The organism is uncultured Nostoc sp. (assembly GCF_964245575.1).
Lineage (GTDB): Bacteria > Cyanobacteriota > Cyanobacteriia > Cyanobacteriales > Nostocaceae > Nostoc.
In genome coordinates, this window is sequence record NZ_CAXTNP010000106.1 from 1 (window position 1) to 14,082 (window position 14,082).

9 protein-coding genes and 1 pseudogene are annotated in these 14,082 nt (G+C 42.4%); 7 read left to right on the forward strand and 3 right to left on the reverse strand.

The genetic code is table 11. The features are described from left to right. Positions 1-442: 442 nt before the first annotated feature. Positions 443-1,447: a glycerate kinase gene (locus ACFFAP_RS17870; protein WP_375512461.1), complete on the reverse strand. Its 1,005-nt coding sequence runs from the start codon at positions 1,445-1,447 to the stop codon at positions 443-445. 35 nt (positions 1,448-1,482) lie between these two features. Next, positions 1,483-1,815: a DUF565 domain-containing protein gene (locus ACFFAP_RS17875; RefSeq protein WP_375512462.1), complete on the reverse strand. Its 333-nt coding sequence runs from the start codon at positions 1,813-1,815 to the stop codon at positions 1,483-1,485. A 695-nt stretch (positions 1,816-2,510) separates the two neighbouring features. On the opposite strand from ACFFAP_RS17875, the gene ACFFAP_RS17880 reads away from it, so the two are divergent. The 3 genes from ACFFAP_RS17880 (at position 2,511) to ACFFAP_RS17890 (ending at position 6,340) form a co-directional block, all read left to right on the forward strand. After that, a complete protein-coding gene (locus ACFFAP_RS17880; protein WP_375512463.1) occupies positions 2,511-3,149 on the forward strand; it encodes a hypothetical protein in 639 nt (212 codons plus the stop codon). A gap of 860 nt (positions 3,150-4,009) precedes the next feature. Next, on the forward strand, positions 4,010-6,010 hold the full coding sequence (locus ACFFAP_RS17885; RefSeq protein ID WP_375512464.1) for an ArnT family glycosyltransferase: 2,001 nt from the start codon (positions 4,010-4,012) through the stop codon (positions 6,008-6,010). 69 nt (positions 6,011-6,079) lie between these two features. Continuing rightward, the gene (locus ACFFAP_RS17890; protein ID WP_375512465.1) at positions 6,080-6,340 is read left to right on the forward strand and encodes a diguanylate cyclase domain-containing protein; all 261 of its coding nucleotides are present in this window, start codon (positions 6,080-6,082) and stop codon (positions 6,338-6,340) included. 99 nt (positions 6,341-6,439) lie between these two features. Here the strand turns inward: ACFFAP_RS17890 and ACFFAP_RS17895 are convergent, their stop codons facing one another. Next, positions 6,440-9,676 (reverse strand): ATP-binding protein, encoded by a 3,237-nt coding sequence (locus ACFFAP_RS17895; RefSeq protein WP_375512479.1) that lies wholly within the window; start codon positions 9,674-9,676, stop codon positions 6,440-6,442. A 757-nt stretch (positions 9,677-10,433) separates the two neighbouring features. On the opposite strand from ACFFAP_RS17895, the gene ACFFAP_RS17900 reads away from it, so the two are divergent. The 4 genes and pseudogenes from ACFFAP_RS17900 to ACFFAP_RS17915 all read left to right on the forward strand — a co-directional run. Beyond that, a complete protein-coding gene (locus ACFFAP_RS17900; protein WP_375512466.1) occupies positions 10,434-11,015 on the forward strand; it encodes a KaiA family protein in 582 nt (193 codons plus the stop codon). A gap of 104 nt (positions 11,016-11,119) precedes the next feature. Continuing rightward, entirely contained in the window at positions 11,120-11,443 is a 324-nt protein-coding gene (gene kaiB / locus ACFFAP_RS17905; RefSeq protein WP_375512467.1) for a circadian clock protein KaiB, read from the forward strand. A gap of 99 nt (positions 11,444-11,542) precedes the next feature. Further along, the gene (kaiC, locus tag ACFFAP_RS17910) at positions 11,543-13,105 is read left to right on the forward strand and encodes a circadian clock protein KaiC (protein WP_375512468.1); all 1,563 of its coding nucleotides are present in this window, start codon (positions 11,543-11,545) and stop codon (positions 13,103-13,105) included. Between the two features lie 103 nt (positions 13,106-13,208). After that, positions 13,209-14,082, forward strand: a pseudogene (locus tag ACFFAP_RS17915) (TolC family protein); the annotation flags it as partial.

Sequence of the window (14,082 nt, forward strand, 5' to 3'; positions counted from 1 at the left end):
ATTCAACTCAACCCCAACTTAAGGAGATTAATAAACATAAATCTCCAGCCTTATTAAAATGAATAACCGACTACGCTCTTACAGCAGTTTTCATGCATTTGAACCACATCGGTCGTAAGGGCACGGCACCAGTAAAATATTATATGTACCAGAAGATTGTGGATGCCGTGCCCCTACTACACCGTGGTCTATTTACCTGAAAATAGCTGTAAGCGGCAATAGCTTAGAACTAATTTCCATTGCTACACAAAACTTTGCTAGTTTCGGCAAAAGTCTCACGCTACAAATTCCCCAAATTACTGGTGGTAAAAACCTTTAGATAATAGTGAAATCGTTGGGTGATAATTATCACTATCAATTGGATAAATTGTCATTGTCTAACAATAGTTCTGAATTCCGAATTACGTAGCTTGCTTCTCGCATGAATAGCGAGTATTACCAATTACGAATTAGTCCGATCGCAATACACTTCACCAAAGCTATGATCAGCATGAATCTCAATAACTAGATCAACTGCTGTTGCATCTTTTACCAACGGCTTGATGAATAATTCCGGGTGAAGCGATCGCCAAAAATAATTGACAAATTGCTCTATCTCTGCATTGCTCATTCCCGACTTACCCGCAGCAATCATCTGCTGTTCCGCTTGTTTGCGCCACTCTAAAGAACAGCGATAATCAGTTGGATATAGCACAATTAAGCTGTCTAATCGCTCCCACAGTGGTAAATAATCGTGGAGGCGAAGATTCATTTCACGGGCAAATACTCTATCTTCATCTGTAATAATTGGTGGTGGTGCAGTCTCAAATATATCTGGGTCGATTGGCCGCACACCCACAAACCAACCTTCAAATAATACAATATCTACACCTGTAACCATTTCTGGATTAGTGCGATCGCCAGCACCTCCAAAAGCAGATTTATCAAAGCGGGGAAGCATCACAGGATTTTGCAACTGGCGAATCTGATCTAGTACATTTAAACCTAAATCTACATCGTGAGTTCCTGGTGGACCGCGCCAAATCAAGCGGGGATCTTGCTGTGTTAAAACCAAGCGATCGCTGTAAGTTTTATATAAATCATCCAAAGATAAACTCACAGTCCGGTATCCCAAGTGATCGAGAATCAAACTGAGAACCTTGGACATTGTGGTTTTACCAGTGCCTTGTCCTCCCAATATTCCTTGAATTAGGGGGCGTTCTAACTGTTGGCGGTGCGATGCTAGTTTGATTCCCAAAGGCAGCCACAAGTCCCACAACACCTGTAACATTTCCTGGGGTTCGATTTGAAAAGTAGTTTGGCAGAATTGGCTAAAAGCTGGGAAGACAGATTTTAGTAAATGCGATCGCCTTTCTATCACCTCATCGACATTTTCCGGCGTGATTCCAAAAGCTTTTGCCCTCAACTCATCTGCTAACGCCGCTTCTCTTGCTTCCTGCTTCTCCATCTCCCTCATCTCCCTCATCTCCCTCATCTCCCATCCTACGATCCCAGCTTAAAGGCTTCGAGAAACAGACCGTAGATGAAACCAACTTTGAGGAGATTTAGTGAATCTATCAAGAGCGATCGCCTTTCCAAAAACCTGCGATGATAAAATATCCTACTGGTTATTTCTGTTAACATTACTAAAAAAGCAGCTACCACAATGTCTAATTCTGCTCGTTGACCGGCTGTAGTGGAAGCTACGTTTGCCAGAAAAAAACCAAACAAAAAACTAATGATCAGCAACGATAGCCGCCGCCAAGGATTTAAAAACCATTGCCCCAAGCGTGTAGCAATGGCATCGAATAAGTTATTGAGACGAGTGTTTTGCATCAGATAGACTTCTGGGAAAAAGTCAAGATATCTTAAAATATCTTTTATATTAAGGAGGATATTGGTTTTAACATCAGCTTGTTTGTTAATATTATAGATATCTGCTGGGCTTCCAGCGTTGATTCAAATTTGCACATCCTATCATGTTTAGGGAAGTATAGCCCCTTAAAAGGCTGCTTATTCTAACGCAACATGAAATATGCATCTTAGATTTATCTAAGGGTTTAGCAAAAAACGCCTTGTTGGGGCCGCTAGTACCGCAAGGCAAAAGTCAGCCTCTTCCCTACGGGGCGCTGCGTGAACGGGGAAGTCACGCATTCACGCTTGCTTTAATTTTGGCCTTTCTGGCTGTTTTAAATGGTAGGTTTATTCCCGCCGACCTATACTAGTGGTTTCACGAAATTTTTATTTTTCTTTGTACAAATGAATTGGCTGGCTCGGTATCTAATTTTCTTGTTTTTATCCAAGCCTACGGTCAAGACACAAAGCAATGGGTGTCTGTACCCCTTGTTTGTCAGACATCAAGGAAACTATTTCCTCCAAATATTGTCTAATCAAAATGATAATTATAATACATTAGTATCACTAATTTTAGGAAAGTCTATATTAGACTACTTTCTATGATTCCCTTTTGGGATAATAGGCTACTATTTGGTCAAGCTTAAACAAAATATTTATTTCTAATAACTATCAATATGAAATCCTCAGTATATCGTAACGTCGGTGTTACAGTTTTTTGCTTGGGACTGCTTGTTACTCTAGTGGGATGCTTTGGAGTGAGCGTATCCTTTGAGTCCACAAAGCCAGATACATCTTCACAACCGCCGACTGAAACTACTCAGTGGGAGACAGCTTCCTCTATCCCCGCTTCACCTGAAAAAGGTATTTCCGCTAGTCTATCTACTCCAGCAACTACCTCAACCAATCAAGTAGAACATAATATTAAAGAGAATACTTATCCTGTCTTGGCAGAGCGTGATAAATCAGCTAGCAAAAGCAAGGATCAAGGAACTTTGCGAATGAGCAATCAAACAAATCAGCCTGTACGGTTGGCTCTATTGGCGCGACAGTCGCTCGCAAAAGGCTCTGGTACTAAACAGACTAACTATGATGTACCGGCACATTGGGATTTTGCTCCCCAAGAAGGTAGTGAGAAGGGACTGATTTTATCCCTACCTCAGAATAATTTAAAACTGGAGAAGGGAGATATTTTAGTTGCTTTCGCAGAAGATGGTTCCCGTCGTTACTGGGGCCCCTATGTTGTCGGCGAAACTCAATTACCTAAATGGAATTCCCAAAATAGAGAATGGCAACTAGTGCTGAGTCCATATTAGTTATTTAGTAGTACTAAATAACTAATATGACTTGGCGTAAATTCAGTTACTATCATCAAGACAAGTTACTTTGAGCAAATTGTTCAAGGTAGATAAACATACGCTAGTAGTCTGTCAAGTTGAAATTGATGGGTAAACAAGCTTGTAGTAAGGACTTTAGTCCTTATCAGGACTTACACAAAAAGGCAGTGAAAGCCTTGATTTACCGTAGGGGCAATTCATGTAGACGCTGCATCGGTGAGGGGGTCGCAGTCTTCTCTACGAGACGCTGCGCGATGGCGGTTCCCGTCGAAAGCGTTGCGTAAAGCCTGCGGCATGGCAACGCTATGAGCGAGTCTTCTCCCAAGGGGAGACGATGCCGCGCAACGAGCGTCTTGCGATAGTGCAGCGTAAAGCCTTCTCTACAAGACGCTGCGCGAACGGCATAGCAACGCTATGAGCGAGTCATCGAGCGTCACCCCCGAACCCCATAGCGCAGTGTTAGCGACTGTGCGTAGCGTCAGGGCTTAAGGCAGGGTATTGCCCTTACATTTCGTACCTGATGCGTAAGTCCTACTTATTTTCTAAGCTCGCTTTGTGCTTACTACAAACTTTTCATTACTAGCTTAGACATTGCACTAGTGCAGGTCGGCTGAAATAAACCTACCATTTCATTACAGCCAGAAAGCCTAAAATTAAAGCATACGTGAATGCGTGACTTCCGCCTTGCAGTACTAGTATGTTGGAGAAGTTTTTCTGGCAACTTGGAACAACTGGCGTTACTGAACGGGAAAAAGTGTAATATTGTTGAATTTAAAACTCCGAAGAACAAAAGATAGATAATCAACGACTATTGAGTAGTGATTGTTGACTATTGACTAATGAGAATGAAATTGAGTGTTAAGCACACTGTTGATCAGTGGTTCAACAAAATAGCAAAGAATCCAGCCCAAGGTGTAACTGTATCGATTTTGTGGTTGATATTGATTTGCTGGGTAGCTTTTGGGTGGAATTTGGGCAACACTGGTTTGGTTGATGAGACAGAGCCACTGTTTGCCGAAGCTTCCCGCCAGATGTTAGTCACAGGTGATTGGATAACCCCATTTTTCGATGGTGAGACTCGTTTCGATAAACCTGCTTTAATTTACTGGTGTCAAGCGATCGCTTATGCAGTTATAGGGGTGAATGAGTGGGCAGTACGCCTTCCTTCAGCGATCGCAGCCTTCGCCTTAGTTTGTTTAGCTTTTTACACCATACAGTGGTATTTCGCTAAACAAGACGAATTAGAGCAAGTTTCGCGTCCTACTCGCCGCTACTTCACATCTTTTATAGCAGCAGCGCTCATGGCACTCAATCCCGAAATTATTATTTGGGCGAGAACTGGTGTCTCTGATATGCTGCTCACCGGATGTATGGCATCAGCTTTGTTATGTTTCTTTCTAGGCTACGCAGGGAAGGAAGGGACTGGGAACTGGGGAACTCGGGGCCCCCACGGAGTAGGGATTAGGGGCATGGGGACTGAGAAACTGGGAACTGAAGGCAGCAGACTCACGAGTGAGGAGGAATTTTCCCAATCCCTAACCCCTAATTACCAATCCCGGAGCGAAGCGACCTCTCCATTCCCTAATAAGTGGTACTTAGGTTTTTATGTGCTGATTGCTGGTGCAATTTTGACTAAGGGGCCAGTGGGAATTGTTTTACCAGGGCTAATTGTTGCCGCATTTTTGCTTTACGTGGGAAAGTTTCGAGAGGTGTTGCGGGAAATGCGCCTTCTCGTGGGTATGCTGATAATTTTAGGTTTATCAGTGCCCTGGTATGCTTTAGTAATTTGGCGCAATGGCTGGAATTATATTAATGCCTTTTTTGGTTATCACAACCTGGAACGCTTTACAGAAGTCGTTAATGGTCACTCAGCACCTTGGTATTTTTACTTTTTAGTAGTGCTGCTGGGTTTTGCGCCCTACTCAGTGTATTTACCACTCTCTATAGTAAGATTAAAGTTTTGGCAGCGATCGCACTGGCGATCCCTTGAACGTTTTCAGCAGTTTGGTTTATTTGCCTGGTTCTGGTTTGCTAGCGTCTTTGGCTTTTTCACCATTGCTGTTACCAAACTTCCTAGCTACGTGTTGCCTTTAATGCCAGCAGCAGCCATCCTGGTAGCCCTGTTGTGGAGCGACTTTTTTCAGGATACAGAGGCTAGGCAAACAATACCTGTTTCTTCCTCTCCCACTCCTCCCATCTCCCCCTCTTTTCTGCGAGTGAGTGGTTGGGTGAATGTAGTATTTTTATCAGTTCTGGCTACAGCACTGTTTAACATAACCCACATATTAGGTACTGATCCAGCTATAAGCAACTTCCACGAACTAATTCAACGAACTGGTTTACCAGTAATAGCCGGGGTAATGTGGCTGGTTTGTGCCGTTTTAGTTGCGGGTTTATTACTAAGTCGCCAATGGAACCAGGTTATCGGTATTAATTTAATCGGGTTTGTGGCGTTTTTAATTTTTGTCTTAACGCCTGCTTCGTTCTTTATTGATCGAGAACGTCAATTACCCTTAAGGGAGTTGTCTGCGGTCATTCTAGAAGCAAAACAACCAAATGAAGAATTGATCATGCTTGGCTTCAAAAAGCCTAGTGTGGTATTTTACAGCCACATTCATGTAAATTATTTAGGACTTCCCCAAGAGGCTATAGAGCATATCAAAAACCAGGCTGCCAAAGGACTAAAACCTGCCTCAGTGCTGCTGTTGGCTGAACAGAAAAAGTTTTTACAAATGGACTTGCAGCCAGATGATTATAAGAATTTATCGACCAAGGGTGCTTATAACTTGGTTCGAGTTCCTTTTAAGAAAAAGAAAAGTGAAAAAATGGATATTTCATAATGGCAAATGACAGCTTCGCAAGTTTTATGGCTATTGGGGTAACTATGATCTAACTTCAAGAACAGATAGATGCCTGTTTATGAAAATGTCATTTGGAGTCAAGCTGGGTCTAGCGATCGCACGGTTGAACTCGCTCAAACTAATGTGCAGTTACAGCAAGAAATTACCAAATTAGAGCAAGCTGGATTTGCTCTACAGTTTGCCAATCAAGAATTGCAACACTTGACGATTGTCGATGGGTTAACACAAATTGCCAATCGTCGTTGCTTTGATCAACGGTTGCAGCAGGAATGGCAGTGTTTGGTACGGGACGAGATCGATATTCAGTAAGTAACTGAGTCAAGGTATTGGCTTTGTTAGCACATCAGATATTTACCACCCAGCAACAGAAATTATAGCGTTCGCCACCAATTTTCTTCTCAATAATCATTAACATTTGTCATTGTAACCGTTGACAGCTATAGCCTGATTGATCTGGCTTAATAGGTCTTCCATTGATATTGATCGCGGTAATATTTGGGTAGCGATCGCACTAACAATAGTTTCTATCGATTCCGAACCATTCTTCTTCTGCTTGTCAATTTCCTTATCAGCTACCCCAGGCTGGAAACTGGTTTCTAGGCGATTTAATCGCTGATTCAGTACTAAAATTGGTGGTAATTTGTCAGGCGAATCTCCCAATGTTTTCAGTGCTTTTAGCACATCTTTGTGGATAGCGGATTCTCCTAAACAAATTAGCAGTAAGTCAACGCTTTGGTGGCGAATTTGTTGTAACACTTCTGCCCAACAGGGACTCATCGCCGCTTTGAAGCCTGCTGTTTGTAGGTACTGAATCAAAGCTTGGAACCACTCAGACCCGCGTTCTGCAGTTTCACTGCTAATTGAGCAATTTTTTGCTGTCCGAGAACCCTTAACTTGCTTGCGTCTTACCTGTGGTAAATCACGCAGCATTGTCAAATCCACTACCAAGATGTTAGGAGGACAGCAAATACCAGAAGCAATTTCCAATACTGATAGTAAGGCATCTGTTTTCTCAGTGCGACTGCTGTTGTCTTTAGGAAATGGTGTTAAGTAAGGAAATACAGATAACTCTGGTATTTTAGAAGCTATTAGGGTAGTTGCGACATCGCAAGTAACTAGTGGGATAGCCACTAAACGTGGATGCCCAATTAGTTCTTGTAGATAAATTTGGGCGGTGGTACTTTCGACATCTAGCAAAATGACATCAAACTGCCATACCCGCGCCAAAAGTTCTGCTTGATCTAGGTCATCTACTTCAATCACTCGGTGTTCTCGAAGTGAGGGGTGGGGATTGACCGATTCCAACTGAGGATTCACTAACCTGAGAATTCGCAGTGGCGTTTTAGTTGGGATAATTGCGCTGTTGTTTAACCCTTGCTGCAAAACTGCTGGTGAAGTACATAATTTTTCGAGAACTGGTGCTAAAAGGTGATTCTCTACTGGCAAGCTTAAGAAACCATCGGCTCGGTTAGCAAATGCTTGCTCCTTTTCGGCTCCCGTTGCGGTAACAATTACAGATATATGACGGGTTGCGGTATCAGATTTCAGTAAAGTCAGCACATCCCAGCCTGATAGCAGGGGTAGCAACGGATTCAAAAATATCGCTATTGGTTGCAAGCGCCGAGCTTTTTCGACTGCTTCTGTTCCCGATCGCGCAATCACTACGCGATATCCTAAACCTTTAAGTTGTTCGGTCAAGTCTTCAATATATCGCGCTACTGCCTCGACTACTAAAACCAACCGTTGCGAACTGGCAAGATGGTGCTGTGTGGACGTAATAACATGCTGAGTCAGGGCGGCTGAGTTTTCCCGTGTCGATTGGTGTCGCGTTTCTTCCTCTTCTTTGATTCCCATATCTGGTTCCGAAAAGTTTGTTTTCGGGGGACTGGGCGGCAGAAGTAGTGTAAACTGGCTACCTTTTCCTTCACGCGATAAGAAGCTAACATCTCCTCCGTGGAGACGAGCCAAGGCCCGGGTTAATACCAGCCCCAAACCAGTGCCTTCAAATTGGCGGGTGAGGGGATTTTCTAGTTGTTGGAATTTTTGAAAGATTAAGTGTTGCTGGTGTTCAGGAATGCCAATGCCTGTATCCCAAACGGTAAAGGCAATCCATCCTTCCCAACGGCTCACCCGTAGCCCAATTTCACCAGATATTTCGGTGAATTTAAAGGCGTTGGAAAGTAGGTGTACTAGCATCTGGCGCAAGCGTAATTCATCTGCCACTATCTGGTCTAAGCCTAGTTCAATGGAAAGGCAGAATTGGGGAGCAGATGAACGGGCGTTTTGAGTTGGCGAGGCAGATGTAGTTTTGGTAGTTTGAGTGTGCATGGCTTTAGCATCTGATAAGGCGCGATCGCACACAGCACTAATTTTTACTGGGGTCAGCGTCAAATCCATTTGTCCCGTTTCCATGCGGGTCAAATCTAAAATGTCATTAACCACACTCATCAGGTGGCGTCCACTTTGATGAATCAGTCCCGCATAACGCGCTTGACGTTCGTTAAGTTCTCCCAACTGCTGATCCACCAGCAAGCGCGATAATCCTAAAACGGCAGTTAGGGGAGTTTTGAGTTCATGACTAATACAAGCTAAAAACTCGTCCTTCAACCGATTTAGTTGAATTAAATCGGCATTCTTTGCTGCCAATTCTTTGCAAAGCTGTTGCTGCTCAGTAACATCAGTAGCTAAAACTAACCACAAATCCTCGCTGAGTGCAACCTCCTCTTGTGCACTCATGACTTGAAACTCAGGACTATCTAAGGGAATTTTGGCAAACTGCCAGATTCGCTCCTGACCATTTTGCACTTCGACAACGCAGGTACAAGTACCTACTTTACTATCCAAATAGCAGCGACTGTATACAGCATCTGGTGATGCTTCTTGCTGGATCAGTTCCTCTTCACCACCATGCTCATTCTCCCTACCATTGGGATAAACCTTGATTGCTCCTTGGGTGACATATTCTGGTTTTTTACAGAGCTTAGGGACAAGTATTGCCTCCACCTCTTGCCTAACTCCTTCTGGATCTTTCAAGGCTCCTAATTGCTCCCACCAGGCGGGATTTCGTGCTACCACCTCGCCAGTACCCGTTTGCAACATCAAAGGCCAAGGCAGTCTTTCTAGCAGCTGTACCAGTGGCTGGTGTCCCAACGACTTGGGTTCATTTGGCGGCTGCTCACCAGACGACCTCTCGATGCCTGAACTTTGTAACCCAGCCATGCGTTCTTTAGCCAGCGATCGCAACAGGCAAGAACTATCCAGCAGCCCCAAATATTGACCATCAGAGTCAATCAGCGCCCAATCTAAGTTCTGCTGTTTTTCGGCTTGTGCATAACATAAGTGCAAGCCTAATTGCTCTACACGCTCAGAAGCTGATATTGTCTGTATTGGCTCAATTAGACCTTGACCCCAGATAGAGAGTGATTGGTGTAAATTTAGATTTTTATCGTCACTATGTGCTAATAATTTTTGGATTAAACGGGCAGAATACAGCAATCCTATGGGGGATTGCTGTTGATTTACTACTACCAAGCGATCGCACTGCTCTTGCTCAAAAATCTCCAACACCACTGCCAGAGAACTTGTTTGGGAGCAGCTAGGTACGGTTGCCTGAAAGTCATAAAGCGGGTAATCTAGCATTAACATAGGGCTTTTGGGGTCATTCTTCCTGTGGAACCCTCCGGCATTTCCATCTGCCAAATATTGATGGTGTTTTCGCCTGAAGCCATATCCTCTAAGAAGACTCATATAAGCAACTCTGGTTATTTCAACGCCATTAAAAAAACGGAATTTTCCCTGACGGGCACTTTTGCGTCCTTTATATTTTTCCAAGAGGCGACGTTTCTAAGTTGTAGCAACTAACCTCCCCAGTGTCTTACTGGTATTTAAACTCCTCATCGATAGCGACAGATAAAACAATTATGGCCCCAAAGAATCGCTTTAGAACCTTGAGGAATTATAATGATTTAGAATGGGACAATCCTTTAAGTTCGTTTAAGTATCTTATCAAGGAGCAAAATTAAAAAATCTATCTACATAGATATGTAAATAATGTAAATAATAAATTAGCTACTGTGTCTTGCTATGCCGACAAATACCTCATCATCAAAGACCTACTAAGTCTAATTACTCAGTTGCTGCACTAAGTTGTTGAGTGGCTAGGGGCCGCAAGGCAAAAGTCAAAAGTCAAAATTTTTGTATGTCAAGGCTTTTGCAAGTTTTAAAATGGTAGATTGATTTACGCGCTCGCTGTACTAGCACTACCTGCTAACTAACATAGAGCGCTGTTTTGGGGTTGAATCACCAGTTTCCTGCACACCTAGTATTCCCTTAGAAGCGTTAGCCAAACTAATCAGCCCACGTTTCTTGGTCAAGGCGATCAAGGAGATAGATTTAAGAATAAATGTTATTACCGATATTGATTCTGCAACCTGATGTTAAGAAATGTTTAGATAATCTAGTTGACTTAGACAACCAAAAAGGCTGGAGCAGATGGGTGTGGAAAGTTATTGACGCGATTATTGCCCAATTTTGCTATCTACCCGTTGTTGCAACTACCTCTGGAAAAATTAACTATTTACCAAATTTGCTGCAACAAAATTTAAATAAAACATCCACTGACAAGTACATCTATGTATTTGCCAGTCACACCCAAAAAAGCCAACAGCATTTTCCGGAGATGACTCCATCAGAAAAGCAAGGATTATTAACACACCTTAAATCAGATTACAGCCTGATTCTTATAAACTATTTTACCACAGATAAAACACTCAAAGAAAAAATTGATAAATTTATCAATACTATATTTTATGCGAATATTCCTGTGCCCCAAATCATCGAAATTCACATGGAGGTAATTGAAGAATTTTCTAACCAGCTAAAATTAGAAGGAAGGAGCAATGAAGCGTTACTTGATTACCGTTTAACGTTGATAGATATCCTGGCTCACCTATGCGAACTCTACAGAAGTTCGATTTCTAGATAAATTAAAATTATCAATGTTGAACTTAGCACAAGCTACCTCTGTTAATTACCCACAATGTGCAAACAAATATTGTATTTATATTCTCATGACTAGCTTGTATGTATATGGATAAAGCCAGAAAAACCTACGTTCTCAAACTTTACGTAGCAGGGAATACCCCTAATTCAGCCCGGGCATTAAAAACACTCAAAAATATTTTAGAGCAGGAGTTTAAAGGTGTTTATGCTTTAAAAGTGATCGATGTACTGAAAAGCCCGCAATTGGCAGAAGAAGATAAAATATTGGCGACGCCAACATTATCTAAAATTTTGCCTCCACCCGTTCGCAAAATTATCGGGGATCTTTCAGATAGGGAGAGAGTATTAATTGGATTAGATTTGCTCTATGAAGAACTGAGTGAAGGAGATTTTGAAGAGGAAAATAATTAATGCTCGAAGAAACCATTTATAAATCAGGAGCGGCTCCGCTCCTGAGTTTTGAATTATTATTATAAAAAAACAGTTTTAATACCCTTTTGTTATCAAACAATGAGTGAAACCGAGCAAGTAAAACCGAAAAATACACCAAAAATTGGGGGTGTAGAAAAAATTCGCACGATGATCGAAGGGTTTGACGATATTAGTCATGGTGGTTTACCAATTGGTAGAACTACTTTAATCAGTGGCACTTCCGGTACAGGCAAAACTTTATTCTCTCTTCAGTTTCTCTATAACGGCATCACCTACTTTGACGAAGCAGGAGTATTTGTTACTTTTGAAGAGTCACCCAGTGATATTATTAAAAACGCTCATGTTTTTGGGTGGAACCTGCCACGCCTAATTGAGGAAGGCAAGTTGTTTATTCTTGATGCATCTCCCGATCCTGAAGGACAGGATATCGTTGGTAATTTTGACCTGTCTGCACTAATTGAGCGATTGCAATATGCGATTCGCAAATACAAAGCTAAACGAGTTTCAATCGACTCAATAACAGCAGTATTTCAGCAGTATGAAGCGATGGGAGTAGTCCGGCGCGAGATTTTCCGCCTAGTAGCACGTCTCAAACTACTAAATGTCACCACTATTATTACAACTGAACGTAGCGAAGAATATGGCCCCGTCGCCTCTTTTGGAGTGGAAGAATTTGTTTCTGATAATGTAGTCATTGTTCGCAACGTTTTAGAAGGAGAACGCCGCCGTCGCACAACTGAAATTCTCAAGTTGCGCGGTACAACTCACATGAAAGGCGAGTATCCCTTCACGATTACCAATGAAGGGGTTAACATCTTCCCACTGGGAGCAATGCGCTTGACTCAACGATCTTCTAATGTCAGGGTATCTTCTGGTGTCAAAACCTTAGATGAAATGTGCGGTGGTGGTTTCTTTAAAGATTCGATTATTTTGGCAACAGGAGCTACAGGGACTGGTAAAACCTTGTTAGTAAGTAAATTTATTCAAGATGGCTGCCTGAATGGAGAACAAGCAATATTATTTGCTTACGAAGAATCGCGCGCCCAACTATCTCGTAATGCTTCCTCTTGGGGAATCGATTTTGAAGAATTAGAACATCAGGGTTTACTCAAAATAATTTGTACCTATCCTGAATCAACTGGTTTAGAAGACCACTTACAAATTATCAAATCAGAAATTGCTGTCTTCAAACCAACCCGGATCGCCATTGACTCCCTATCAGCATTAGCTAGAGGAGTGAGCAATAATGCATTTCGGCAGTTTGTAATTGGTGTGACCGGTTATGCTAAACAAGAAGAAATTACTGGTTTCTTTACCAACACAACTGACCAATTTCTGGGAGCGCATTCCATTACTGACTCTCATATTTCCACGATTACCGATACAATTCTGATGTTACAGTACGTAGAAATTCGTGGAGAAATGTCACGGGCAATTAACGTATTTAAAATGAGAGGCTCTTGGCATGACAAGGGCATTCGTGAGTATAATATCACTGCTGACGGGCCCGATATTAAAGATTCTTTCCGAAACTACGAACGGATTATTAGCGGTGCTCCTACTCGCGTTAGTATCGATGAAAAGGCGGAACTTTCTCGCATTGTTAGACGTTTTGAAGACAAACAGAGTTCCGAACCCTAAATTTAGTATCGTAGTATATTCTTTCCTAAATTTAGTATCGTGCTATATTCTGTGGTGAAGAAAGGTTTTCTGCCGCTAGATTGATTTTCGTGTGAGGGATGCGGTGAAAGGACAGCAATTATTCCATAGCTTATTGCCTGGTGTGACAGCAGCAGTCTTAACAACTCAGCCAGCTTTGGCTGGTACTGTAAAACTAACTGGGGTACAGCTGGCCTCTTCTCCTAGTGTTTTGACTTCTACTTATGGTCAAGACTTAGTTGGGGACATTGTGAATACGCAATTGCATAACGGTGCAAATGTTAGTATTCCAACATTAGTACCTGCTTTCGGTTTCACTAAACTTAGTATGAAGCCTTTAAGTAACAACAGTATTCCAGTGTTTACGGCTGAAAATACTGTTGTGCCAATAAAACAACTACTTAAGAAAGATAAAGGTAGATTTTTCAGTTTGACACCTACCTCTAATGCTTCCCAACGGCTTGCTGTCAGCCGTTCTGCTCAAAATAACCAAAAAAACAGTAATTCAAGCGTTTATGGGCAGGCATCAAAGAGCATAGTAGTTCCCAACTACACTTCAAAACCCTCTTCTGTCCAAAAAGAAATTTTGTCCCTGTCTTCTGCACAGCAGCCAGTGGTTCAAAAGATAAATACTGTTAGTCAGTCGCAGACATTTTTACAAACTTCAGCTACAGGTGTAGGATCAGCAAAACTGTTGTCAGCGCAACAGTGTCCACAGGAGTTGGGGAAAAGCAAAACTGATTCCTCAGCTGCTTTGCTACTGATTTCAAGTACCTGCTCACAACAAAATGCTGTTAGCGATCGCATTGCTCAGAGTAATACCCCGATTCCGACAGATTCGACGCCAACTCCGACAGCACCGGAAACCGTAATTCCTACGCCAGGGGATTCAGTGCAACCTTCCACAGCACCGGAAACCGTAATTCCTACGCCAGGGGATTCAGTGCAACCTTCCACAG

What these genes read in the sequence shown, in the direction of transcription:
- kaiB (WP_375512467.1), top strand. Translation starts at nt 11,120, where the DNA reads ATGGATAAAGCCAGAAAAACCTACGTTCTCAAACTTTACGTAGCAGGG.
- ACFFAP_RS17875 (WP_375512462.1), bottom strand. Translation starts at nt 1,815, where the DNA reads ATGCAAAACACTCGTCTCAATAACTTATTCGATGCCATTGCTACACGC.
- ACFFAP_RS17880 (WP_375512463.1), top strand. Translation starts at nt 2,511, where the DNA reads ATGAAATCCTCAGTATATCGTAACGTCGGTGTTACAGTTTTTTGCTTG.
- kaiC (WP_375512468.1), top strand. Translation starts at nt 11,543, where the DNA reads ATGAGTGAAACCGAGCAAGTAAAACCGAAAAATACACCAAAAATTGGG.
- ACFFAP_RS17900 (WP_375512466.1), top strand. Translation starts at nt 10,434, where the DNA reads ATGTTATTACCGATATTGATTCTGCAACCTGATGTTAAGAAATGTTTA.
- ACFFAP_RS17890 (WP_375512465.1), top strand. Translation starts at nt 6,080, where the DNA reads ATGCCTGTTTATGAAAATGTCATTTGGAGTCAAGCTGGGTCTAGCGAT.
- ACFFAP_RS17870 (WP_375512461.1), bottom strand. Translation starts at nt 1,447, where the DNA reads ATGGAGAAGCAGGAAGCAAGAGAAGCGGCGTTAGCAGATGAGTTGAGG.
- ACFFAP_RS17885 (WP_375512464.1), top strand. Translation starts at nt 4,010, where the DNA reads ATGAGAATGAAATTGAGTGTTAAGCACACTGTTGATCAGTGGTTCAAC.
- ACFFAP_RS17895 (WP_375512479.1), bottom strand. Translation starts at nt 9,676, where the DNA reads ATGTTAATGCTAGATTACCCGCTTTATGACTTTCAGGCAACCGTACCT.